The 24182-nt window shown below is 64.7% G+C and carries 26 protein-coding genes and 1 pseudogene; 1 reads left to right on the plus strand and 26 read right to left on the minus strand.

Translation table 11 applies throughout. The annotated features are described in order from the left end of the window. Positions 1 to 410: 410 nt before the first annotated feature. From ACOGJC_RS02895 to ACOGJC_RS02975, 17 genes and pseudogenes are all read right to left on the minus strand, one after another. A pseudogene (locus tag ACOGJC_RS02895) lies at positions 411 to 575 on the minus strand (translation initiation factor IF-2 N-terminal domain-containing protein); the annotation flags it as partial. Positions 576 to 705: 130 nt separating this feature from the next. Next, entirely contained in the window at positions 706 to 1872 is a 1167-nt protein-coding gene (gene nusA, locus ACOGJC_RS02900; RefSeq protein WP_419847009.1) for a transcription termination factor NusA, read from the minus strand. After that, positions 1869 to 2351: a ribosome maturation factor RimP gene (gene rimP / locus ACOGJC_RS02905; protein WP_419847010.1), complete on the minus strand. Its 483-nt coding sequence runs from the start codon at positions 2349 to 2351 to the stop codon at positions 1869 to 1871. The genes nusA and rimP overlap by 4 nt, the downstream gene beginning before the upstream one ends. Before the next feature lie 165 nt (positions 2352 to 2516). Continuing rightward, the gene (gene proS / locus ACOGJC_RS02910; protein ID WP_419847011.1) at positions 2517 to 3965 is read right to left on the minus strand and encodes a proline--tRNA ligase; all 1449 of its coding nucleotides are present in this window, start codon (positions 3963 to 3965) and stop codon (positions 2517 to 2519) included. 2 nt (positions 3966 to 3967) lie between these two features. Then, positions 3968 to 5191: a flavodoxin-dependent (E)-4-hydroxy-3-methylbut-2-enyl-diphosphate synthase gene (ispG, locus tag ACOGJC_RS02915; protein ID WP_419847012.1), complete on the minus strand. Its 1224-nt coding sequence runs from the start codon at positions 5189 to 5191 to the stop codon at positions 3968 to 3970. A gap of 60 nt (positions 5192 to 5251) precedes the next feature. After that, positions 5252 to 6523 (minus strand): M50 family metallopeptidase, encoded by a 1272-nt coding sequence (locus ACOGJC_RS02920; RefSeq protein ID WP_419847013.1) that lies wholly within the window; start codon positions 6521 to 6523, stop codon positions 5252 to 5254. 36 nt (positions 6524 to 6559) lie between these two features. Then, a complete protein-coding gene (gene dxr, locus ACOGJC_RS02925; RefSeq protein WP_419847014.1) occupies positions 6560 to 7753 on the minus strand; it encodes a 1-deoxy-D-xylulose-5-phosphate reductoisomerase in 1194 nt (397 codons plus the stop codon). Between the two features lie 30 nt (positions 7754 to 7783). Continuing rightward, positions 7784 to 9064, minus strand: a complete 1281-nt coding sequence (locus tag ACOGJC_RS02930) for a phosphatidate cytidylyltransferase (protein ID WP_419847015.1) — start codon at positions 9062 to 9064, stop codon at positions 7784 to 7786. Positions 9065 to 9088: 24 nt separating this feature from the next. After that, on the minus strand, positions 9089 to 9664 hold the full coding sequence (frr, locus tag ACOGJC_RS02935) for a ribosome recycling factor (protein WP_419847016.1): 576 nt from the start codon (positions 9662 to 9664) through the stop codon (positions 9089 to 9091). A gap of 24 nt (positions 9665 to 9688) precedes the next feature. Beyond that, the gene (gene pyrH / locus ACOGJC_RS02940) at positions 9689 to 10432 is read right to left on the minus strand and encodes a UMP kinase (protein WP_419847017.1); all 744 of its coding nucleotides are present in this window, start codon (positions 10430 to 10432) and stop codon (positions 9689 to 9691) included. 2 nt (positions 10433 to 10434) lie between these two features. Then, positions 10435 to 11226 carry a translation elongation factor Ts gene (tsf, locus tag ACOGJC_RS02945; protein WP_419847018.1) on the minus strand — a complete coding sequence of 264 codons (792 nt, stop codon included), beginning with the start codon at positions 11224 to 11226 and terminating at the stop codon, positions 10435 to 10437. Then, entirely contained in the window at positions 11223 to 12110 is an 888-nt protein-coding gene (rpsB, locus tag ACOGJC_RS02950; RefSeq protein WP_419847019.1) for a 30S ribosomal protein S2, read from the minus strand. Before rpsB ends, tsf begins: the two co-directional genes overlap by 4 nt. Before the next feature lie 138 nt (positions 12111 to 12248). Then, a complete protein-coding gene (locus ACOGJC_RS02955; RefSeq protein WP_419847020.1) occupies positions 12249 to 12788 on the minus strand; it encodes a peptidoglycan DD-metalloendopeptidase family protein in 540 nt (179 codons plus the stop codon). Positions 12789 to 12917: 129 nt separating this feature from the next. Further along, the gene (locus ACOGJC_RS02960; protein WP_419847021.1) at positions 12918 to 13826 is read right to left on the minus strand and encodes a tyrosine-type recombinase/integrase; all 909 of its coding nucleotides are present in this window, start codon (positions 13824 to 13826) and stop codon (positions 12918 to 12920) included. Positions 13827 to 13901: 75 nt separating this feature from the next. Further along, entirely contained in the window at positions 13902 to 15053 is a 1152-nt protein-coding gene (locus ACOGJC_RS02965; RefSeq protein ID WP_419847022.1) for a DNA-processing protein DprA, read from the minus strand. Then, positions 15043 to 16575, minus strand: coding sequence for a YifB family Mg chelatase-like AAA ATPase (locus ACOGJC_RS02970; protein ID WP_419847023.1), 1533 nt, complete (start codon positions 16573 to 16575; stop codon positions 15043 to 15045). Before ACOGJC_RS02970 ends, ACOGJC_RS02965 begins: the two co-directional genes overlap by 11 nt. Before the next feature lie 106 nt (positions 16576 to 16681). Next, positions 16682 to 17047, minus strand: a complete 366-nt coding sequence (locus ACOGJC_RS02975) for a c-type cytochrome (RefSeq protein WP_419847024.1) — start codon at positions 17045 to 17047, stop codon at positions 16682 to 16684. 2 nt (positions 17048 to 17049) lie between these two features. On the opposite strand from ACOGJC_RS02975, the gene ACOGJC_RS02980 reads away from it, so the two are divergent. Further along, the gene (locus ACOGJC_RS02980; protein WP_419847025.1) at positions 17050 to 17178 is read left to right on the plus strand and encodes a hypothetical protein; all 129 of its coding nucleotides are present in this window, start codon (positions 17050 to 17052) and stop codon (positions 17176 to 17178) included. 7 nt (positions 17179 to 17185) lie between these two features. Here the strand turns inward: ACOGJC_RS02980 and ACOGJC_RS02985 are convergent, their stop codons facing one another. From ACOGJC_RS02985 to ACOGJC_RS03025, 9 genes are all read right to left on the minus strand, one after another. Then, entirely contained in the window at positions 17186 to 17530 is a 345-nt protein-coding gene (locus tag ACOGJC_RS02985) for a YraN family protein (protein WP_419847026.1), read from the minus strand. Positions 17531 to 17564: 34 nt separating this feature from the next. Next, positions 17565 to 17909, minus strand: a complete 345-nt coding sequence (rplS, locus tag ACOGJC_RS02990; RefSeq protein ID WP_419847027.1) for a 50S ribosomal protein L19 — start codon at positions 17907 to 17909, stop codon at positions 17565 to 17567. Between the two features lie 73 nt (positions 17910 to 17982). Further along, on the minus strand, positions 17983 to 18705 hold the full coding sequence (trmD, locus tag ACOGJC_RS02995) for a tRNA (guanosine(37)-N1)-methyltransferase TrmD (RefSeq protein ID WP_419847028.1): 723 nt from the start codon (positions 18703 to 18705) through the stop codon (positions 17983 to 17985). Then, positions 18702 to 19169 (minus strand): ribosome maturation factor RimM, encoded by a 468-nt coding sequence (gene rimM / locus ACOGJC_RS03000; protein WP_419847029.1) that lies wholly within the window; start codon positions 19167 to 19169, stop codon positions 18702 to 18704. Before rimM ends, trmD begins: the two co-directional genes overlap by 4 nt. Before the next feature lie 19 nt (positions 19170 to 19188). Further along, positions 19189 to 19527 (minus strand): KH domain-containing protein, encoded by a 339-nt coding sequence (locus tag ACOGJC_RS03005; RefSeq protein ID WP_419847030.1) that lies wholly within the window; start codon positions 19525 to 19527, stop codon positions 19189 to 19191. Beyond that, a complete protein-coding gene (gene rpsP / locus ACOGJC_RS03010) occupies positions 19524 to 20087 on the minus strand; it encodes a 30S ribosomal protein S16 (RefSeq protein ID WP_419847031.1) in 564 nt (187 codons plus the stop codon). Before rpsP ends, ACOGJC_RS03005 begins: the two co-directional genes overlap by 4 nt. A gap of 138 nt (positions 20088 to 20225) precedes the next feature. Then, entirely contained in the window at positions 20226 to 21659 is a 1434-nt protein-coding gene (ffh, locus tag ACOGJC_RS03015) for a signal recognition particle protein (RefSeq protein WP_419847032.1), read from the minus strand. 71 nt (positions 21660 to 21730) lie between these two features. Continuing rightward, entirely contained in the window at positions 21731 to 22759 is a 1029-nt protein-coding gene (gene ftsY / locus ACOGJC_RS03020) for a signal recognition particle-docking protein FtsY (RefSeq protein WP_419847033.1), read from the minus strand. Next, positions 22759 to 24180, minus strand: a complete 1422-nt coding sequence (locus ACOGJC_RS03025; RefSeq protein ID WP_419847034.1) for a S1C family serine protease — start codon at positions 24178 to 24180, stop codon at positions 22759 to 22761. The genes ftsY and ACOGJC_RS03025 overlap by 1 nt, the downstream gene beginning before the upstream one ends. Positions 24181 to 24182: the final 2 nt, after the last annotated feature.

Here is a 24182-nt window from a genome sequence, read left to right on the forward strand (position 1 = left end):
ATCTCGGCTGCGGGCATCTCGGCCGCGGGCGCCTCGGCGGCGGGCGTCTCGGCCGCGGGTCGTGGTGCTGGCCGGGGTGGCGCTGGGGGGGCCTCGGGCATTGAAGGCTCTGACGGAGGCGCAACGGGGCGAGGCCGAGGGTGCATCCCCCCACTGGAGGTCACCACTCGTGCCGGTTTCGGCTCGGGCTCGGGTTCAGGCTCCTCCGCAACCGGCTCCGGCTCAGGCTCAGGCTCGGGCTCCTCCGCAACCGGCTCCGGCTCAGGCTCAGGCTCGGGCTCCTCCGCAACCGGCTCCGGCTCAGGCTCAGGCTCGGGCTCCTCCGCAACCGGCTCCGGCTCGGGCTCAGGCTCGGGAGGGCGAATCAGGCCGTCACGATGGGCCCGCCGGCGGACGCGGTCCGCCTGAGCATCCACGATGCTCGATGAGTGGCTGTTGACGCCGATCCCCAACTGCACACAGAGATCAAGCGTTTCCTTGTTCGTGAGGCCGAGCTCACGAGCAAGCTCGTAAACCCGAATTTTTGCCGGCAAAAAGCTCTTTCTTGGTCTGTCCGCGAAGCGCGGCCAACCCATTTGGGTCGGATTTTCATTTTCTCACGCCCAGCCATCAGATTTCGAAGTCAATCCAAGGCATGGGCAACTACTTCAGAGAAGGCGAATGATCTGGCGCCCCTCCACCTCCTCAAGCGGAGCGCCCTCGTGGCTACTGCTCCGGGGAAGGAACGCTCTCCGGAGCCTCCTCCACCTCCTCAGCCGGGGCTATTTCGCTGCCTTCCGCAGCCCACTCCTCGGCCGATAGCTCGGGGCCCCCCTCGGCGGGTCGCCACACTTGCTCACCAGTTGCCTCGTCTACCACCCATTCGCCCTCAGCCCACTCCATTTCCTCGTAAGCGGCTTCTTGGGCCAACTGGGTCTCGCTCTTGATGTCGATCCGCCACCCGGTCAGCCGAGCGGAAAGCCGGGCATTCTGACCTTCTTTGCCGATGGCCAGCGAAAGCTGATAGTCGGGCACCACCACCTCGGCCACACCGGTTTCCTCATCGATGTTGACCTCTTTGATCTTGGCCGGAGACAGCGCCTTGGCCACAAAGTCAGCCGGGTCGTCGGCGAAGGGAACGATGTCGATCTTCTCCCCCCGAAGCTCGTTGACCACCATGCGCACTCGAGCACCCCGAGCACCCACACAAGCTCCCACCGGGTCCACATTCGAATCGTTGGACGACACTGCGATTTTGGTGCGATGACCCGGCTCCCGAGCACAGGCTTTGATCTCCACCACACCATCGGCAATCTCGGGCACTTCCAACTCGAACAGCCGCCTGATCAGTCCGGGATGGGTGCGGCTGACCACAATCTGGGGTCCCTTGGCCGTCTTCCGCACCTCCACGATGTAGGCCTTGAGCCGGCTGTTGGCATCCGGACGCTCGAAGGGCACCTGCTCAGCTTGGGGCAAAAGGGCCTCTACCCGTCCCAAGTCCAACAGGGTGTAGCGGGCATCGTTCTGCTGGATGATTCCGGTGACGATGTCGCCCTCCCGGCCGGCGTACTCCTCGTATTTCAGCTCCCGCTCCACCTCGCGGATCCGCTGCATCATGACCTGTTTGGCTGTCTGCGCGGCGATGCGGCCAAAGCCATCCGGCGTGACGTCGAACGGCTCCCCCACCGGCTCCCCGTACTCATCCAGCTTCTGGGCGAACACCTGGATGTCGGCGGTCTCGGGATTGATGGTGACCCAGGCGTATTCCTCGCTGTTGGGCATCCGCTTGTAGGCCGACTCAAGGGCGTCGGCCAGCGCGGCCAGCAGAGCATCCACGGAGATGCCTTTGTCGGCGGCCAGCGCTTGGAGGGCTTCTAACATGTCAGGGTTCATCGGCTGCTCTTCTCCTTCAGTTTCTTCTCCGCCATCGGACCCCACTCAAAAACGGTCTTGGCCTTGCCAATATCGCCATAGGCCACTCGACGGGGAGCCCCGTCTTGGTCGACGGTTACCCCGTCGTCGTCGCTGTCCATCAGCACACCCTGGATCCGGCGCACGCCATCGATGTGGGGCCCGAGTTTGATGCTCACCGTCTCACCCACGGCCCGGGCGTAGTGCTCGGGCCGGCGCAGCGGGCGTTCCAAGCCCGGACTGGAGATCTCCAGGGTGTATCGGCCCTGGATCAGGTCCTGATCGTCCAGCAAGCGGCCGGCCACCTTGGAGACGTCGGCCACCTCGTCCAAGCTGACCCCGCCCGGCTTGTCCACGATGATGCGCAGCATCCCGCCGCCGTACGTCAGGTCGTATACCTCCAAGCCCCTCCCCTGGAAAACAGGGGCAAGCAAGCCGTGCACGTCGTCTGCCACTGACATCTTGCTCACCCCTTTCCCAGGCTGGCGCTGGACCGTTTCTTGTCGCCCCCCAAAGTCAGAAGGCGTGGGCCCCAGCCCACGCCTCACCCGGCAAAAGAGATCGACGATATGTCTCCAAGCTTACCCGGTTGAAGCCGCTATGTCGTTACAGAGACGAAGCGTTTCTCAGTAGCTGCGGCCGCAGACAGCGATCAGATCGGACTCCTCGCCGCTCTGGGGCAGGGATCCGTCGGGACGCTGCAAACACCGCACGGTGACCGCTTCTTCGGCGAGCGTGGCCTCGCCCTCCGGGCCGAGTTTCGCCCACGGAATGCGAGCAAATCCGGTGGCTGCCGCCTCCCGCACCTCGGCCACGGTGGCTGCATCGACGATCTGCGAGTCCCGCCAAGCGGTGGCGCCCGCCAGAATTCGCTCTTGAACGTCGTCCAGCAGCGATTCCACCTGCTTGGGCGCCCCCGAGAGGCCGACCGTCTGCTTTGCGGCCTGCCCATTGCCCTGCCTTTCACCCTGCTTTTCGTCGCCAATCCGGGAGACCAGGGTGGCCTGATCCTGCTCGAGGTCCCGCGGTCCGATCTCCACCCGGACGGGCACGCCCTTCAGCTCCCAATCGGTGGCTCTGCGGCCGAACCCGGTCCCCGTCCGGTCGTCCACCTTGGCCCGAACTCCGGCCGCGGTGAGCGCTTCGGCCAGCTTGTGGCAGGCATCCACAACCCCGTCGGCCTCGCGAACCGCGATAACTGCGACCTGTATGGGCGCCAATCGGGGCGGAACCACCAAACCCTGGTCGTCGCCGTGGGCCATGATCAGCCCGCCCACCATGCGAGACGACACCCCCCAGGAGGTCTGCCACACATGGGCCTGGTTTCCCTCGGCATCCAGGTAGGTGATGTCGAACATGGTGGCGAAGCTCTGGCCCAGCTCGTGGGATGTCCCCATCTGGAGGGCCTTGCCGTCGCGCATCATCCCTTCGAGGCACATGGAGTTGATGGCCCCGGGGAACCGCTCGGCCTCGGTCTTGTACCCGATGAGCACCGGGATGGCCAGCACCGACTCCATGAAGTCTCGATACACTTCGTGGAGGATCATGGCGGCGTAGTCGCGGGCTTCTTGGCGGGTGGCGTGGGCGGTGTGCCCCTCCTGCCACAAAAACTCGGTGGTCCGCAGGAATATCCGGGGGCGCATCTCCCAGCGGACCACGTTGGCCCATTGGTTGATCAGCAGCGGCAGGTCGCGATGGCTCTGCACCCATTTGGAGAAGTAGGCGTTGATGATGGTCTCGCTGGTCGGACGCACCACTACCGGTTCGGCCAGTTCTCGGCCCCCACCCTGGGTGACCACGGCCAACTCGGGGCTGAAGCCCTCCACGTGGTCGGACTCCCGGTTCAAGTAGCTCTCGGGAATAAAGAGCGGAAAGTAGGCATTGTCGGCCCCGGCCGCCTTGATGCGCTGATCCACTTCAGCTTGCATGCGCTCCCAAAGGGCATAGCCGTAGGGGCGGATCACCATGGTCCCCCGCACCGGTCCGTTGTCGGCCAATTCTGCTTTGTTGAGAATGTCCTGGTACCAGCGGGGGAAGTCCTCGTGCTGCGGGGTGAGCACCCCTTGTTTGGCCATCCTCACCCTCTCTTGCGAATCAATTCGATCTTCTCACTTGCCTGATTGGCATCGTCGCCCTGCTCGGCCAGCAGACGGCTCCGGTCGCGTTCCGCCTCCCGGGCGGCGGCCACCGTATCGGCTTTGGCCAAAGCGGCCTCGGCCCCATGCTCGTGGATCAACTCGGCCCACTCCACCAGTGAGTCCACCATGTTCTCCTCGGCCACGACGGCAACGTTGCGGCCCTTCACAAACAGGTGGCCCCGCTTGTTGCCCGCCGCAATGCCGATATCGGCGTCGCGGGCCTCGCCGGGTCCATTCACCACACAGCCCATGACGGCCACCTGAAGGGGGATCTCCCGGTCGCCGAACGCCTCTAGGGCCTGTTCGGCCACGGCATACACGTCGATCTCGGCCCGACCGCAGCTCGGACAGGCGATGAGGTCGACGTTCTTGCGCTCCCGCAGGCCCAGCGATTCCAGAAGCTGGCGGCCGGCCTTAGCCTCTTGCACCGGGTCGGCGGTGAGGCTGTAGCGGATGGTGTCGCCGATGCCCTCGGCCAACAGCGTGCCGATGCCCACGGTGGACTTGATCAACCCCACCGGAGGCGGCCCCGCCTCGGTCACCCCCAAGTGCAGGGGGTGGTCGGTGACCTCGCTCAGCTGGCGGTAGGCCTCGATCATCAGGGGCACACTGGACGCCTTGACCGAGATCTTGACGTCGTCGAAGTCCACATCCGCGAAGTAGTCGAGCTCCATCTGGGCCGACTCGACCATGGCCTCGGGCGTAACCCGGTCGCCGTACTTGCGATACAGATCAGGGTGCAGCGATCCCCCGTTCACCCCGATGCGGATGGGGACCCCCCGGTCCCGGCACTCCGAGGCCACCGCCTGGATGTGCTCGGGCTTGCGGATGTTGCCCGGATTCAGCCTCAGGCACTGGACTCCGGCATCCAATGCGGCCAGCGCCATGCGGTACTGGTGGTGGATGTCGGCCACGATGGGCACGGGAGAGCGAGGCACGATCTGGGCCAGTCCTTCAGCGGCCTCGATCTCGTTACAGGTGCAGCGCACGATGTCGGCACCGGCTGCGGCCAGGGCGTAGATCTGCTGAAGCGTGCCCTCCACATCCGCGGTGCGGGTGGTAGTCATCGACTGGACGGTTATGGGCGCACCGCCGCCCACGGCCACATCCCCCACAAAGATCCGCCGAGTTGGGCGGCGCTCGAAGGCTGCCTGGACTTCCACGATCTCAGCTTCGCATGTCTGGCCCACAAGAGGCGTATTTCCCCACGGCCATCACAACCCTCAACTCGGTACCTCCACGGGATCAGTGAAGTCCAGATAAACCGACCCGATGAAGACAAAGCCCAGAATCAAGATCACGGCGTAGGCCACCGGCACCATCTTGGAGACGTCGGCGGTGTATCGACGACCTCGCCAAGACCGGAGGCGTTCGTAAGTGGCTATCACCACATGGCCTCCGTCGAAGGGAAGAAGCGGAATCAGGTTGAAGACCCCGATGAACACGTTCAACAGGGCCAAGAACAGCAGCAAGTTCCCATAGCCGTTCTCCGTGAGATCAGCGCCGATTCGAAGGGCGCCGAAGATCGAGATCACGCGGTCCTGATTGTCGGCGGGCACCCCAGTGGCGATGCCGCTGTCGGAGGGAGCAGCGCCTTGTTGGACAGGCTGATCGGCCACATCACGGAAGAAGTTGTTGAGCCCGCTGGGCGAGAAGAACCTGCCGATACCCAGAACGGACTCTTTGACCAGGAAGCCGAACTCGTCCAACGTCTCGGGAACCGCCTCGAGGTAGCCGACCTCCACGGTTTGGCGTGACTGGGCCGTCCCCGAGGCGATGCCGACATACCCCCGGCTGGCGTCTTCTGGATGGGCGCCGAGCGTCAGCACGCGCACCAGCACATCGCCGCCGCGTTGGACCCCCAGGATCGCCGGCGATCCCGGTTCGGGCAGGGCCTCCGCCATGTCAACCATGGTGGTCACCGGGCTGCCATTGACCGAGACAATGCGATCTCCCGGCATCAAGCCGGCTCGGTCCGCAGGCGTGCCCGGCATCACCCCGGTCACCGTCCAATCAGGGGAGGGAACGGTCTCAGTCCTTCCCCCCACCACCAGAAACGAGAAGATCAGAACCAGCGCCAATAGGAAATGGACGGTCGATCCGGCCACCGCCACTGACATTCGCCGCCAGTAGGGTTTGCTGCGATAGGTGCGGTGCTCATCGGCCGGGGGCACCTCCTCGAGATTGTTCATCCCTATGATCCGCACGTAGGCACCGACGGGGATCGCCTTGAGGCCGTAGACCGTCTCTCCTCGGCGCATCGACCACAGCCGCGGTCCGAATCCCAAGAAGAACTCGGTGACCTTCATACCCGCGGCCCGGGCAGTGACGTAGTGGCCCATCTCGTGCAAAAAGATCATGCCGATGACGGCCAACACCACAATCAGCATCGGCAGCCCCCAAGCCACCTGCACCAATACGAGCAGGGCCGCCACCAGCGCCAGTCCTCCCCAGCGATCTCGGGAGGCCTGCATCCTGGCAAGCGGAGTGTTCAAAGACCCCTCACTCCGAGAGTGACGCGAGGGCATCTATCAACCGCGGGCGTACTGGTAATCGATGACCTGTTCGGCTGCTGATCGGGCCCTGCCGTCGATCTCCATGACCGCCTCCAGGGAGTCGGCCTCGGTGCCGTCGTGGTCGCCGAGGACCGTCTCCAAAACCTCTGGGATTGCCGTCCATCGTATCCGCTCATCGAGAAAAGCCTGCACGGCCACTTCGTTGGCCGCGTTCAACAAGGCGGGTGCGGTCTCGCCCATGCGACCGGCGGCGTAGGCCAGCTCCAGGCAGGGAAACGCCTCGGTGTCGGGGGGCTCGAAATCCAGCCGGCTCAACTCGGCCCAGTCGATGCGGCCAAACGGGGTGGCGATGCGGTCGGGGTAGGCCATGGCATAGCCGATGCACAATCGCATGTCGGGCAGCGAGAGCTGGGCGATAGTGGCGCCGTCGGTGTACTCCACCATGGAGTGGACCACCGACTGGGGATGGACCACTACCTCGATGCGGTCATAGCCCATTCCGAAGAGCTCGTTGGCCTCGATCACCTCCAAGCCCTTGTTCATCAGGGTGGAAGAGTCCACCGTGATCTTGGGCCCCATGCTCCAGGTGGGATGGGCCAGCGCATGCTCCACCGTCACATCGGCCAGCTCGTTGCGAGTCCGGCCCCGAAACGGCCCTCCGCTGGCGGTGAGCACGATGCGGTGGACGCGTTTCATTCCCGTTTCAGAGGCCATGCCCGCTTCGGAAGTAAACACGTCGTTGGCCCGCAGGCATTGGTGGACGGCGCAGTGCTCACTGTCCACCGGGAGCAGCTCGGCACCAGGAGTCCGGCGGGCCCTCTGAACGACCGGCCCAGCGGCGATCAGCGACTCCTTGTTGGCCAGGGCCAGCCGCCGGCCAGCCTCCAGGGCCGCCAGTGTCACCGGCAGCCCGGCAAACCCGACCACCCCGTTGACCACCACATCTCCCATAGCGGCAGCCTCGGCGAGAGCCGCTGGGCCGCTGGCCACCTCGACCCCCGGCAGCGCGTCGCGGACCTCGGGAACTTTGTCGGCTGCGCCCACCACCACAAGACGAGGGCGAAACTCCCGGGCTTGGGCAATCACCTGGTCGATCGAGCGGCCTGCCCCCAAGGCCACCACATCCCAAACACCGGGCTCGGCCCGCACCACATCCAAAGTCTGAACGCCGATCGAGCCTGAAGAGCCAAGCAGCGACAGAGAAATCATGATCTCATGGCGTTGGGATCGCCCGAAGGCTCAAATGATTTCGAGCATGAGGGCAGTGAAATACGTGGCCGGCAACACGAGCAGCAGGGCATCGATGCGGTCCAGCATCCCACCATGGCCGGGGAGCAAAGAACCCATGTCCTTGACCCCCAGATCCCGCTTGATGGCCGATTCCATAAGGTCGGCCAACGGAGCCACAACGGCAACCACGATGCCCAAGACGACGCCGTCGGAGCGAGATCCAGATCCGTCCCCGAAGGGGCCGATCTCCAGAATGGAGATGAACACCAAGGCGGCTGCGATGGTGGCGATGGTGCCGCCGATAAGGCCCTCAACCGTCTTGTTGGGGCTGGCCTTTGACAGCGGGGTGCGACCCGCCGCCCGTCCGACGGCGAAGGCGCCGACGTCATGGGCCACGGTCAAGATCACCGCGCTCAGCACAAACTCGCGGCCGTCGGGCATGTCCAAGAGCAGCCCGCCGAAAGCCCCGGCCACCCCGATGTAGACAATCCCAAACAGGGTGACCCCGAGGTTGGCCAACGGGCGGTCGCGCCCCACTCCCCCCACGTACCACAGGCCTGCGCCGAACAGGGCGAACACCAACACCAGCACGATGCCGTCGGCTCCTCGCCAATAGGCAGCCAGCGGCATAGCCACCACTGCGACAAAGCCCAACAGCGCGGGCGGCTGGTAACCAGCGTGCCGCAAGCTGGTGAACCATTCGGCCGCGGCCAGCAGCAGGGCGATGGTGAGGACGGCGAGGGTGGCCTCCTCTCCGCCAGCGATAGCCCCGAGGACGATGCCGCCCAGCACCAAGCCCACCACGATGGCGGTAATCGTGTTGCCCTCACGAGGCGGAACTCGCGATTCGGTCATCGGAGATGGCGGTGGGGCCAACAGCGTCTCCGAGGTCGCGCCGATGCCGGGCATATCGGTAGTTTCCTGAACGTCCAGGGACAGGACTTCGTCCACCCGGTCAACCGACGGGAACTCCACTGCCTCGGTGGGCTCGGGATCCTCGAAGACGCTTGCGCTCTCGGATTGATGGCTGACTGAGGCCATCTCCGGCTGGTCTTCGGATGGGGAATCATCGGTGTCTTCGCGCCATCGAGGGGCGGCGTCCGCCAGGGTGTCCCAGTCGTCCTCGGCGGCCTCTTCATCAGCCGCTGACTCACCCCAGTGAGGCAGGCCGGATTCTTCCTCGTCCTCATCGAATAAAGAGGTCAGATCGTCCAGGAACATGGCCTGCTCGTCGTCCGGCGACCCTTCGGAGGGATCATTCGGTCTTTGGAAAGGATTGTCGTCGTCCACTGGCCCCTCCGGGTGTTTGGCAGATTAGATCTCGAGCAACTCTTGCTCTTTGACGCCCAATGCGTCGTTGATGAGCTGCTCATGGTCGTGGGTTAGATGGTCGAGTTCTTTCTCGGCCCGGGCGGCGATGTCCTCGGACACATCGCCCCCCTTGCTGAGCTGGTCAATCTCGTGACGACTGCTGCGCCGGGTGTTCCGAATGGCCACTCGTCCATCTTCGGCCATCTGCTTGACCAATCTGACCAATTCGCGACGGCGCTCTTCAGTCAGCGGTGGAAAGGTGAGGCGCACCACGTTGCCGTCATTGCTGGGATTGAGCCCGAGGTCAGCCTGGATGATGGCCCGCTCAATCGCTGAAATGGAACCCTTGTCAAAGGGGGAGATCACCAGAAGCTGTGCCTCGGGAACACTGAAGCTGGCGAGCTGCTGAAGCGGCACTTCGGTGCCGTAGTAGTCCACCAGAAATCTCTCGAACAGCGCAGGAGAAGCTCGGCCAGTCCTGACGGTGGCGAACTGCTGGCGAGTGTGATGGACAGCGGAGTCCATGCGGCCTCCGGCCTCGGCCACCACCAAGTCGGTCAAGTCATCGCCGGTCGTCATTCCAGCAGCATTCCCAGGGATCCCTCACGACACCAGAGTACCGATCGGCTGGCCATCGAGTATGGCAAGGACGTTTCCCGGTGCCATGAGATCAAACACCACAATAGGCAATTCGTTGTCCATGCACAGCGAAACGGCGGTGCTGTCCATGGCCTTCAAACCCTGGGACAGCACATCCAGGTATCGGACCTCGTCCAATTTCTCGGCACCAGGATCAATCCGAGGATCGGCGGTGTAGACCCCGTCTGTGCCGCTATGGGTGCCTTTCAGCAGAACGCCAGCCTCTATCTCCACCGCCCGCAATGCCGCCGCAGTGTCGGTGGTGAAGAACGGGTTGCCGGTTCCGGCGGCAAAAATAACCACCCGGCCCTTTTCCAAGTGGCGGATGGCCCGTCTCCGGATGTACGGCTCGGCTACTTGGGCCATGCCGATGGCGGTTTGCACTCGGGTGGGCTGACCTAGCCGCTCAAGGGTGTCTTGAAGGGCCAGGGCGTTGATGACCGTGGCCAGCATCCCCATGTAGTCGGCTTGGGCCCGGTCCATGCCCGAGCCCGCTCCGGTCATCCCTCGCCAGATGTTGCCCCCGCCCACCACGACGGCCACGTCGACATCGAACTCCGACCTGACCTTGACAATCTCCGACGCAATCTGAACGGCGATCTCTCCGTCGATGCCGTAGCCGGCCTCTCCAGCAAAGGCCTCTCCGGAGAGCTTCAAGACGATCCGGTCCCACCGTCCCGATCGTTTGGATTCGCCGCCGTCGACCACCGCTAACTGCCGATGGCCGCCAGCTCGAACCGGATGACGGCACCGTCTCCCAACCGGGACTGCACGGTCTCCTTCTCTCCGAACATGCCCTGCTCCAGCAGCACTCGCTCGGCGTACCACGCCCGCAGGCGGCCGGTGACGATCTTGTCCCAGGCCTGTTCTGGCTTGCCCTCGGCCTTGGTCATCTCCGTCAGCGAAATCCGCTCCCGCTCCACTTCTTCGGGATCGACATCGTCGCGGTGCAGAACCGAAGGCTTGGCAAAGGCGATGTGGAGGGCGATCTCGTGGGCCAGTTCTTGGCTCATGCCGCGGGCCTCGACCACCACCGCGCTGGTCCCTCGGCCATCTTGGGTGTGGAGGTAGGTGTCCAGGATGTTGCCTTCGCCAGCCTGGATCTTTACGACCTTGCCCAACCGGACATTCTCCTTCTTGGCCAGGCTCAGATCCTCGATGTCCCCCTTGCGGGCTTCGACCGAGTCTTCGCCCTCAGCGAGCACGAGTTGGACCAACTCGTCGGCCAAAGCGGTGAAATCGTCAGCCTTGGCGGAGAAGTCAGTCTCGCAGCGAAGTTCCACGATGGCGGCGGCATCGCCGTCTACGGCCAGCGCCACCGCTCCCTGGTCGCTAGCCCGATCAGCCCGAGCAGCGGCCTTGGCCATGCCCTTTTCGCGCAGCCACTGGGTGGCAGCTTCCATGTCGCCATCATTCTCAGTGAGGGCGCGCTTGCAGTCCATCATCCCGGCACCAGTGGCCTGACGTAGGGCTTTGACGTCTTGGGCGGTAAATGAACTCACACTTGCTCCTGGGGTTCGGCTGGCTCGGCCTCTTCGGCAACCTGCTCCTGAGATTCGGTTTCCTCGGCGGCAGCGGGCAGATCGGCGGTTGGTGCCGGGGTCGGCTCTTCTTCCACCGCCGCCTCCGCCGTTGCTGGCGGCCCAACATCGGGCTGGGCCGCAACTTCGATCTGGGCCTTGGCGGCGGCATTGCCCTGAGCGATGAACCGGCCCTCGAGAACGGCATCGCTGATGATCCGACACATCAACTCACCAGAGCGGATGGCATCGTCGTTGCCGGGAATCACGTATTGGATCACATCGGGATCGCAATTCGTGTCCACCACTGCGATCACCGGCAGCTTCAGCTTGTTGGCCTCTGCGACGGCGATGTGCTCCTTTTTGGTGTCAAGCACGAACACCGCATCGGGCGGTCGGGTCAAGTCCCGGATGCCGTTGAGATTGCGCTCCAGCTTCACCAGCTCCCGGGTGATGAGAAGGGCCTCTTTCTTGGGCATGACGTCCAACTCGCCGGAACTCCGCATCCGCTGGAACTCCTTCATCTTGCCCATGCGCTTGGAGATGGTCTCGAAGTTGGTCAGCAGACCGCCCAGCCAGCGCTCGTTCACATAGGGCATGCCCACACGCTCTGCGTAGCTCTGGACGCTGTCTTGAGCCTGCTTCTTGGTGCCCACGAACAGAACCTGTCCGCCTCTGGCCACAAGATCGCGCACAAAGGTATAGGCCGACTCGATGTAAGCCAGCGTTTGGGTGAGATCGATGATGTAGATGCCGTTGCGCTCTCCGAAGATGAACCGCTGCATCTTCGGATTCCATCGGCGGGTCTGGTGTCCGAAGTGGACCCCGGCATCGAGCAGCTGACGCATGGTCACGACAGGCGCCATGGTGATTCTCCTCTCCCAACGGTTCAGCGAAACCCGGGGTCAGCACCTGACGGCGACCGTGGGATGCCCCGGGCGGTGATTTTTCTTCGGCCGGGAACTGCTTCCTGGCCGGGTCAAACGATAGCCGCTACACGTCCATTAGCCATAGGCAGAAAGCCGACTTCGACCATGAGGGTCGCGGTGGGATACCAGCCGCACATGGCCGGTGGTCAGCACCGACCCCGGATCGAGATAGTCGTCGCCTGCCCTCACACTGAAGAAGAACCGCGCCGAAGCGGTGCCCAACAACTGTCCAGCCACCAACCAGTCGCCCTCCGCGACGGCGATCCAGCCCAGATATCCGTAAGAGGTGCGCAGCCCATCGCGGTGCAGCACGGTGACAAACCGGTTGTGGACCACAGTGCCGGCGAACACCACCTCGCCGTCCGCGGAAGCCCACACTGGCTGGCCGGGCTCGGGATCGTACTCAAAGCCTCTATTGCCCGGTGCCCCCACGTGGGCCGGAGGCCGAAAGTGGTCTACCACCTCGGCATCAATTGGGGGCCGGTACTCCTCCGGCGCCTCGCCTTGCAGAACAGAATCGCCCTCAAGCGGCGGCGCCTGCTCGGGCACCGTCGGACTGGCTAGAAAGACCAGCCCGGCCACGGCCGCCCAACCGATCCGCAATCCCCACACCATGGTTTTTCCTCATGGGCTTCGAGATGAAGGGGGGAAGTGGCAATCAGGCTATCAAGCACCTCGGCGGAGGGGGAAGCGACTGTCGGTCAATCAAGCACCTCGGCGGAGGGGGAAGCGACGGCGGGTCAATCAAGCCCGAGGATGGCTGTTTTTCATCACGTTGCGGAGCCGTTCCCGACTGACGTGGGTGTATATCTGGGTGGATCCCAGATCGGCGTGGCCCAGTAGCTCCTGTACATGCCGTAAGTCGGCCCCACCGTCGAGCAGGTGAGTGGCGAAGGTGTGGCGCAAGGCATGGGGGTTGGTCTGAACGCTGGCCCGGCGATCCACCAGCCGGCGAACAGCCTGGGCATTCATCGGGCGGCCCCGCAGGTTCACGAACACCGCGTCTTCGGCCACCGACGGGTCGGCCATCTCTTCTCGGCCGTCGGTTATCCACTCCGACAAGGCGGCCGCGGCCGGCTCGCTCAGCGGCACAATGCGCTGTTTCGACCCCTTGCCGTTGACCGTGAGCCGCCGACGCTCCCAGTCGATATCCCCGGCGCGGATGGCGCACACCTCGCTGACCCGCAGGCCACTGCCGTACAGCAGCTCCAACACTGCGATGTCCCGTTGGCAACGAGCCCGGCCGTCGTCGGCCACCGCCGCCCGCGGCTGGTCCAACAGGATGCCCAATTCCTCTGAACGCAGCACTCGGGGCAGTCGGCGCTCCCGTATCGGCACCATGGTGCCGACCGTGGGGTCGGCGGAAACCCGGCCGGTGCGCTCTGCCCATCGGAAGTAGCGACGCAGCGACGACGCCTTCCGAGCCACCGTCTTGCGGGCATAGCCCTGTGCGCTCAGATGGGCCAGGTACCTCCGGATGGCACGGAGGTCGACTTCTTCTGGACCCGTTTCCCGGGCCGAGGCCCGAGAAGCGCCCCCGCCTGATTGCCCAAGCCAGTCGGCGAACGCGGCTACCTCTCGGCAGTACATCGCCGCGGTGTCTTCGCTGACCGAGACAGCCGATGCCGCAAAGGCTTCCAGATCCCATCCCATCTGCGTTTAAGACTACCGATGAGGGCTACAGCCCCAACGCCAATCTCATCGGGGCCAGCCTCATCGGGGCCAACCTCATCGGGGATGGCCCACCCGCTCGATCCAGCGTCCTGAGACCGCCACCCAACCGGCAGCCCGCAGCCCTTCCACCGCTCCGGCCACCTGGGACATCTCCAGCCCGGTGCGCGCCCGGATCTGTTCGGCGTCGGCGGGCTGCCAGCCCAGCGCTTCCAATACCTGATGACCGACAACGCCAGGGCTCGGGCGCGGGTCAAGCGGTCTTGCCTCCGCGCCGGAAATGCCCAGAGCCAACAGCACATCTTCGGCCCCGCGACAAGGTGCGCATCCGTCGGCCAGGAGATCGAAACAGCCATCTGATGCCGAGCTGCGAACCGGGCCGGGTACAGCCAAGACCGCCCTGTCTCGGGCAGCCGCCTCGGCCACGGTGTGCATGGCCCCTCCCGAAGCGTGAGATTCCACCACCACAAGGACATCAGCCAAGGCCGCGATAATGCGGTTGCGGGCCGGGAACCTCCACCGCTCGGGAGGCGCCCCCAACGGGGCCTCTCCCAGCAACACTCCTTGATCGGCCACCGCCTGCCACAAAGCCCGATTGCGCTGGGGGTAAACCCTGTCCATCCCATTGCCCACAACCGCAATGGGGGGTGCGCCCCGTGCTTCGATGGCGCCGGCATGGGCGGCGGCATCGATGCCCAGAGCCAGGCCCGACACCACGCCCACCCCGGCCGTCGACAAGTCACGGCCCAACTCGAACGCCAGATCGCTGCCGTAGCGGGTACACCGACGAGTGCCGACTATGGCGACCCGGGGGCCGCCAACAACCTCGGGATCCCCTTTATGGAACACCACTGCCGGGGGATCCAGGTCGTCCGCCAGCGCGGGCAGATATCCGGGAGTGCCCAGCGCAGCCACACCCACGCCATGCTCTCGGTGCCGAGACCAGAGTCCGACCACATCGAGGACGGCCGCATACCTGCACCATTGCTCATAGCGATCCCGCCTTCCGGCCACTTGGACCAGCTCAGGGCAAGCCGGCCCCAAAAGACGGGTCCAAATCTCGGCCGGTCCGTCGAGGGCGAGCATCGCCCTCAGACGGGCCGGCCCGACCGCGGGCAACGAGGCCAAGGCGACCAACCACGCTTCCACCGGCAGCTCTTCGGCTTCTTCGCAGGAAACCGGGGTCAACCTTGTTGGATCACCGAGCATTGGCCACGCTCCAGGGATCATGGGCCACGGTGACCGGCTCGGTACGCATGAACAGCGCTTGGGCGACGACTTCCCCGGTCAGCGGGGGTTCCTCCCCGGCCAAGTCGGTCAACGTCAGAGCCACCCGTCGTATTCGCTGGAAGCCCCTAGCGGTGAGCCGACCGTCGGCGATGGCCTTGCTCAGCAGATCTTTGGCATCTGGGTCCAGCGGCGCCAGTTCATCCAGATCGCTGTCCCGCAATTCGCTGTTGGCCGCCACTCCCCGTTGGCGAGCGGCTGCTCGTGCCTGGTCCACCCTGTCTTTGACTTCGGCCGAGGACTCCCCGGCGGGAGCATCGAACAGATCGCTGACCTCGGGACGTCCGACATGGATTCTCAGGTCGAACCGATCCAGCAGAGGGCCGCTCAGCCGCCGGGCATAGCGCAGACGGGCCAAGGGAGTGCACCGGCACATCCCCGGCTGTCCGAGCTCTCCACACGGGCACGGGTTCATCGCCCCAACCAACAGGAATCGAGCAGGAAACGACGCCACAGCCGCCGCTCGGTTGACCCGGATGATTCCCTCTTCGAGGGGCTGGCGCAGCGAGTCCAGGGCTTGGGGAGCGAACTCGCCCATCTCGTCCAGGAACAGCACCCCGCCGTGAGCGCAGCTGACCGCACCGGGACGCAGCGTGCGACTCCCGCCGCCCACCAGAGCGATCATCGAAGCCGAGTGATGGGGCGCTTGCCACGGGGCCTGGCGAACCAAACCGGAGGAGGGCAGATCCAGTCCGGCGGCCGAGTGAACCATGGTGGCTTCAATGGCGGTGCCCTCATCCAATGGCGGGAGAAGTCCAGGGAGCCGCCGGGCCAGCATGGTTTTTCCCGCACCCGGCGGGCCGATCATCAGCAAGTGATGCCCTCCGGCTGCGGCCACCTCCAAACCCAAGCGAGCCATGTGCTGACCTCTCACATCGGCCAGATCCACGGCCTCTTCCCACTGTCTCCCCGATTCCGACGCGGGCAAGTCGGGCCAGGGTTCCTCGCCTCGAAGCGCGGCGATCAACTCCCGAAGCGTTTCCGGCGCCCGGATCTGGGGCCCGTTTGCCAGTGCTGCCTCGGCGGCGCTCTCCGGGGCCACCACAACTGCATTGCTGTTCAGACAGCGCACTTGGGGGAGCACTCCGGGTACCGCCCGGAGACGGCCATCAAGCCCCAGTTCGGCCAAAAAGGCCGTATCAGCCGCCAAATCAGCACGAAGCTGGTCATCGGCGACCAACACGCCGATGGCGATGGCCAAGTCGAGCCCTGGACCCTCCTTGCGTATGCCTGAGGGCGCCAGATTCACGGTGATGCGGCCCGGGGGCCATTGGACGCCGCTGGACAACAGGGCGGCCCGAACCCGGTCGCGGGCCTCTCGACAGGCGGCATCGGGCAGGCCCACCACGGTAAAAGTGGGCAGACCCACCGAGACGTGGACCTCCACCGACACTGGGTGTCCGGTGATGCCGGCAAGGACGGAGGCAGGGATGGTGGCAAGCACGGTTGGCGCTTTCCCGAGGATGATTCCTCGTGCCTGGAGGGTGGCCATCACGCTGACCACGAGCGTGGGCTAGACCATAGCGATAGGCAGTGACAACTGCCCCCCGTCAGAGAACCTCGTTGATGTAGCGGAGCACGGCGTCGATCTCGCCCGCCGACAACAGCCCTCCGAAGGCCGGCATGCGGTCTCTCCCCTCAGCCACGACCGCAGCGGCATCGGCGAGATCGGGATACGCCTCCACCAGCCGGCCCCGATTCAACCGGGGGCCATTGCCGGTCCCGCTGCCATCGCCGTCGTGACACGATGAGCACCGGTCGATGTACACCGACCGACCGGCCACCAGCGCCGGATCCGGAGTTCCGTCGGGTCCGGGCCCCACCTCGGGGGAAGATGCCGACCCGCAACCCGCCGCGATGGCTAGCAGCAAAGCCAGTGCCGCCAGCCAATGGGCAATAGCTTTCCCTCTGGCCACCAGTGGGAACATACTGGGATATCGGCTTTGACCCCACACGGAAGCATCGGCGCACCCGGTTCGACTACTGGTATGTGGCCGTCGGTCTGCTGGTCTGCGTGGGGCTGATCCTGTGGGCCCTGCTGGGCTAGTGGCCACCTAGAACGCGGCCTCAAGCACCCGCAGATCTCGGCCCACGACCTCGGCAACATCAAATCGAAGCCGCACTGCTCCCGTGCGCTCCTGCTCAGACAGCCACTGAGCGGCCAACCGGCGTATTCGCCGCTGCTTCTGCCAACCAACCGCTTCGGCTGGCGAACCGAAGGCGTTCGAAGACCGGGTCTTGACTTCGCACACGACAACCACAGGCCCACGCCGCACGATCACATCCAACTCGCCGCGGCTGCACCGCCAGTTGCGTTCAAGAATCTCGAACCCATGGCGGAGATACCACCGCACCACACGGTCTTCTCCCCAACGGCCCAGCGCCTGCTTGTATGCCATGCCCCCACCGTACGCATGGGGAGTGACAGTTGGGCTAGAAGCGCTTTTCCTTGACCCGGGCGGCCCGGCCGATGCGGTCGCGCAGGTAATAGAGCTTGGCCCGGCGCACATCGCCGCGGGCGCCGACATCGATCTTGGCGATGATGGGCGAATGGACAGGAAAAGTACGCTCCACTCCCACTCCGAAGCTCACCTTGCGAACGGTGAAGGATTCCCGGATCCCGCTGCCCTGGCGGCGGATAACCACACCCTCAAAGATCTGAACCCGCTCGCGGTTGCCCTCAACAACCCGGACGTGCACCTTGACGGTGTCGCCGGAACTGAAATCAGGAATGTCGGATCGTCTGGTTTCGCGATCAACGATGTCGGTGGGATTCATGGCACGCCTCGTGTGAGTACTTCAGCGCCCAACTCAGGCTTTGGGGCGCGACGAACAATCATACTCGCCTTGATCAGGCGAGGCCGAACTCTTCCAAGAGCGCTTTCTCGTTTTCGGTCAAACCACCGCGGGCGTCGATGAGGTCCGGTCGCAGGGCTTTTGTTCGGGCCAGCGACTGGGCCTTTCGCCAGCGATCCACCCGACCGTGGTCTCCCGACCGCAGCACTTCGGGGACCGGCCAGCCCCGGAATTCGGCAGGCCGGGTGTAGTGGGGATACTCCAGCAGCCCATCGCTGAACGAGTCATCGGCGGCCGAGAGCTCGTTGCCCAGCACACCGGGAATCAGCCGGCCCACCGCCTCGATGACCGCCATCGCGCCCACCTCTCCGCCAGCCAGCACAAAATCGCCCAGTGACAGCTCACCGTCGACCAGGTGGTCCCTCACTCTCTGATCCACTCCTTCGTAGCGACCACACAGCAGCGAGAACCCGTCTCCGCTGGCCAACTCCTGGGCCACCGCTTGATCGAATCGACGACCAGCCGGCCCCAGCAGAAGCAAGGGTCGAGGCGGATCGGCCTGTTCGACCGAATTGAACAAAGGCTCCGGCATCATGACCATGCCCGCACCTCCGCCGAACGGGGCGTCGTCAACCGAACGGTGGGGGTCTCCCGCGCCCTGCCTAAGGTCGTGAACCCGCACCTCGAGGCGGCCCTGCTCCACCGCCCTCCCGATCACCCCGAAATCCAAGAACACCTCGAACATCGAGGGAAAGATGGTGAAGATATCGACTCTCATGAGTCGTCGAACAGGCCCGCGGGGACATCCACAATCAATCGATCTCCCGTGTGCTCCAGCAAGAAGGTAAGGGGCACCAGGGCCCCGGACTCCAAGACCAGCAAGTCGCTGGCCGGATTGGCTTGTACGGCTTCAACCCGGCCCCGCTCTGTGCCGTCGTTTTCGCACACCATCATGCCGATCAGGTCATGGACCCACAGCTCATCGGGGTCGACAATGGGCTCGGCTTTCAGCGCCTGGCCTCTCAGGGATTCGGCGGCCTGTCGATCCCGGACCTCGGCGAATTGCACAATCCAGCGATGCTGAAATGGTCGGGCTCCTGCCACGGTGAACTCTCCGGGATCAGCGCAGAGCACTGATCCCGCTTCCAGCCGCTCAGCACGGTTGGTCCACAGCGTGACCACGACCTCGCCCCGGATCCCATGAGCCCGGTCGATGCGGCCAACCTCGAGCAGAGGAGGCACGCTCGGCGCTTTCGGACGTTTAGTCGACGAACTCGACGTCGACGAAGCTTCCGTCTTTGCTGGCTGCGGCCCGCACAATGGTGCGGATGGAGTTGGCCACTCGACCGCGGCGGCCGATGACCCGTCCCATGTCGCCTTCGGCCACGGTTACCTCCAGCGCCACCGTACCCTGCCGTTCGACCACCTCAACCTCAACCTCATCGGGATTCTCCACCACCGACTTCACCAGGTATTCCAGAACATTGCGGGCGGTTGGCACTCCGATGGTGTTGATGTCGCCCTGCTCGTCGAACTCGTCGTCGTCGTAGCCATCGTCGTCGAATTCCTCGTCCTCAACTCTCAAGTCGGTGTCGCTCACGATTCCCCGCCCTCGGCTTTCTCGGTGTCTTGCTCCGCAGCATCGTCTGTTTCGGTTGCTGCGTCCGCAGCCTCGTCGGTCTCGGTTGCGGCGTCCGCAGCTTCCTCAGAATCAGTCGCGGCGTCCTCGGCCTCGTCAGTCTCGGTCGCGTCCTCGGCTTCCTCGCCGGCATCGGTTGCGGCGTCCGCAGCTTCCTCGCCCGCTTCCCCCGATTCCGGCCCGGCAGTGGCGTCACTCGGTTCGGCTGAAGCGGCCGTGGTCACTATCGCAGGGCGCTGATCAGCCACCTGCGCTGGCCCTTCAACACCGGTGAACTCCGCCCACGCCCCGGAGATAACCAGGAGCTTCTGCACCCGCTCGCTCGGCTGGGCGCCATGGCGCAGCCAGTGCAGCGCCCGCTCGTTGTCGATCTCCACCAGCGACGGCTCTTGGCGGGGGTTGTAGGTACCCACGATCTCAATGAACCGCCCATTGCGGGCCTTGCGGGAATCAGCGGCCACGACGCGATAGGTGGGCTGCTTCTTCTTGCCCATCCGCATCAGCCGGAGTCTTACTGCCACGAGCCAGTCAGCCCTTCTGTCTTCTTGGATCCATTAGGCATCCTGAGCCCAATTGGCCCCTCATCAGTGCCCGTGCAGGCACGAACCGGCGCCGGCCGCCGGAATAGGGAAACTCTACCCGTCGAAAATCCCTGTGGGCTACCTCAGGGAGGAGAGATCGAATTCGCCGTCCTCCAAGCCCGGCAAGGTCAACTTGGACTTGCCCGACTTCTTCTGCTGGCTGCCCGGCGGGGTCACCCGACTCCCCTTGCGGCCCTTCTTGGGCTTCTTTCGGCCCGAACCTGGCCCCTTGCCACCGCCCATCTTCTTCATCATCCGCTGGACCTCGCTGAACTGCCGCAGAAGCTGGGAGACTTCAGAAGGACGGGTTCCCGAGCCGGCGGCGATCCGCTGACGGCGAGAGCCGTCGATGACGCGGGGGGTAGCCCGCTCTTGGGGGGTCATCGAGCAGATGATGGCCTCCACCTGGGCGATTCGCTCGTCCTCTATCTCGGCTTTGCGCAACTCGGGGGGAGCCCCGGGGAGCATCCCCACCAGGTTTTGGAGCGAGCCCATCTTCTTGAGCTGGCGCATCTGCTCTAGGAAGTCCTCCAGCGTGAACTCGCCTTCCAGCAGCTTGGCCGCGGTCGCCTCCGCCTCGGCCTCCTCGTACACCTGCTCGGCCTTCTCGATCAGCGTGAGCACATCGCCCATGCCGAGGATCCGGCTGGCCACCCGGTCGGGGTGGAACAACTCGAACTCGTCGATCTTCTCGCCGGTCGAGGAGAAGGCGATGGGCCGACCCACCACCTCTTTCACCGACAGCGCCGCGCCTCCCCGGGCGTCCCCGTCCACCTTGGTGAGGATCACGCCGTCGAGTTCGAGAACGGCATGGAACGTCTCGGCGGTGGTCACCGCGTCTTGGCCGGTCATGGCGTCGACCACCAAGAAGGTGTAGTGGGGTTCGATGGCGTCGGATATCCGCCCGACCTGATCCATCATCTCGTCGTCGATGGCCAATCGCCCGGCGGTGTCGCAGATCACCACATCCCGGTTGGAGGCCAAGGCCTCGGCCACACCCCGTCGGGCCACTGCGACCGGATCGGAAGGCTCGCTGAACACCGGAACCCCGATGCCCTCACCGAGGGTGCGGAGCTGCTCGACCGCCGCCGGCCGCTGCAAGTCGGCCCCCACCAGCATCGGGTTGCGGCCTTGTTGTTTGAACCAGGAGGCCAGCTTGGCCGCGTTGGTGGTCTTGCCCGAGCCCTGGAGCCCGGCCAGCAGCACCACCGTGGGGGGTTTGGCTGGATGGGTAATCTCCAGGGACTCGCCGCCCAGGGTGGCGATCAGTTCCTCGTGGACGAACTTGATCACCTGCTGAACGGGGTTCAGCGCCCTGTGGACCTCGGCCCCCACGCACCGCTGGCGAACCCTCTCCTGGAAGCCGCGGACCACATGGAGGTTGACGTCGGCCTCTAGCAGGGCTAGGCGAATTTCCCGCAGCACCTCGTCGACATCGCTCTCCCGCAGCGTCCCCAAGCCCCGCAGGCGCTTGAATATGCCCTCGAACCGGTTGCTCAGCGTGTCGAACATGGGCTGCCCAGACTACGCGCTAGCGGTACGGATTAGACATCCGACAGAAAGGGAACCGCTAGGAGGGCCCTCTAGGAGAGCAAAGCCTCGACGAATTCAACGGCGTCAAATTCGACCAAGTCTCCGACACCCTCCCCCAGGCCCACCAGCTTTACCGGGACATCCAGCTCATTCTGCACGGCCATCACGATGCCGCCCTTGGCCGACCCGTCGAGCTTGGTAAGCACGACACCGGTCAGCTCAGCCGTCTCGGTGAACCGGCGGGCTTGGGTCAAGCCGTTCTGACCGGTACTGGCGTCGATCACCAGCAAAACCTCGGTGACGCGGCCCGGCCCTTTGCCGGCCACCCGATAGATCTTGGCCAGCTCATCCATCAGGTTGGTGCGAGTGTGCAGGCGTCCGGCGGTATCGGCCATGACCAATGGCACCCCCGTGGCTGAAGCGTGCTCGATGGCGTCGTAGACCACCGAGCTGGGATCGGCGCCCTCAGCCCCCCGCACCAGCTCGGCACCAGACCGGTCGGCCCACTGGCCAAGCTGCTCGACGGCTGCGGCTCGAAAAGTATCCCCCGCCGCCAGCACGACCTTGCGGCCGCCCTGCGCCTCTCGGGCGGCCAGCTTGCCGATAGTGGTGGTCTTGCCCGCGCCGTTCACCCCCACAAAGAGCCACACCGCAGGGTCGCCATCGGCCCGCAGTTCCAGATCCCTGCCTCCCAGGTCTTCGACCATCTGGGCCTTGAGCAGGGCTACCAGCGCGTCGGCGTCGGTGACCTTCTCCTCCTTGGCCCGCTCCTTCAGCCGATCAAGCAGCGCGGTGGTAGCCCCCATCCCGGCGTCGGCCAGAATCAACGCCTCCTCCAGCTCCTCCCAAGTGGCATCGTCCACCCCCCGGGAGACCACCGACGACAAGAAGCCGGTAAACGCCCCTCGAGCCGAGGACAATCGGTTTCGAAAACTGGCCCGCTCGATTTCCGACTCAGGCTCGGTTTCCGACTCAGGCTCTGGCTCGACAGCAGGCTCAGGCTCCAATGCAGGCTCGGACTCGAAAGCAGGCTCGGCAATGGCCGGTTCGCTCCTCTTCGGCCTTCGGCGAAGCGCCATTATTCCTCAGGCTCTTCAACGGGCAGAGAGCCGATCACCACGGTGAGCGTGATGGGCTCGCCGTCGCGCACCACCCCCAGCTCCACCTCGGTCCCCGGTGCCCGGAACTGAACCTTGGCGGCCAGCTCGGTGAACGTCGACACCACCTCATCGTCGATGAGAACGATCAAGTCCCCTGCCATCAACCCGGCACGGTCAGCGGGAGTGTCGTCATGCACCTCAATGACGAGGGCGCCCGGTTGGCCCATCTCGGGATCGGTTCCCGAAACGCCGAGAAACCCCAACTCGGTGCTTTCCCCCGCCAAGATGCGCTGGGCGATGTTCAGGGCGATATCGGATGGTATGGCGAAGCCCAAACCGATGTTGCCAACAATCGAGCCGTCCGTCTGAATGAGGGTGTTCATGCCGATGACCTGCCCGAAGCGGTTGGCCAAAGCGCCTCCTGAATTGCCGGGATTGATGGGAGCATCGGTTTGGATCATCTCCACGAAGGCGCTCTCACCGGTTCCCTCTCTGACCGCCCGGCCTACGGCGCTGACAATCCCCGAGGTCACCGACTGCTGCAAACCGAACGGACTGCCCACCGCCACGGCAAGCTGTCCCACCTCAACGGTGGACCGGTCGGCGAACACCGCCGGGGTGAGCGCGATATCGGCGTCAACCTTCACCAGTGCCACATCGATAGCCGGTGCGGAGCCCACCACAATTCCCTCCGCCCGGGTGCCGTCCGCAAACTGAACCCTCACCTCCTCGGCTTCACCCACCACATGGGCGTTGGTGAGGATGTGGCCCGACACGTCGTAGATGATTCCCGAACCCTGCCCGACGATCAGCGGCCGATCCTCAAGGCCTTCAGGCAATTCCTCCGGGGGCTCCAGTTCACTTTCGGGAGGCATCTCGCCCTCCGGACCCAATTCGGGCAGATCTAAATCGGGAAACTCAGCTATTTGTTCTTCAGTGGCAACCGCCTCGATGAGAACCACCGAGGGGATAACCGCTCGGGCCACCTCCACAACGGGGTCGACGGGTACGACCGACTCGGTGGACTGCTCCGATGGCACTTGATCCGCGGGCGGCACCACCAGCGGGGCCTGAATAGTGGGCGGCTGGCCCGAAGGGGCGCTCACCACCTGCGGCCCCGAGATCACCACCACCTCAGGGGGAGGGGTGTCCTGGTTGAAGAAGATGCTCCCCACCCCGATTCCTATTCCCACCAGGCCGAACACCGCCAGCAGCACCGATGCCACCAGCATCGTCACCGCGGGATTGCGGGATCGGTACGGCGGATCGTCTGGCGGTATCGAGGCAACCACTTCCACGGCGCGGGGCACGGGCAAGTTGCTGGATTGGTCGGCTGGGCCTTCCAGTTCCCACCCCAAGGGATCCCACTCCGACCGCGGATCGTCGGGCTCGTTGCTCATCG

It is taken from the genome of Candidatus Poriferisocius sp., from assembly GCF_965204015.1.
Classification (GTDB): Bacteria; Actinomycetota; Acidimicrobiia; order Acidimicrobiales; family Bin134; genus Poriferisocius.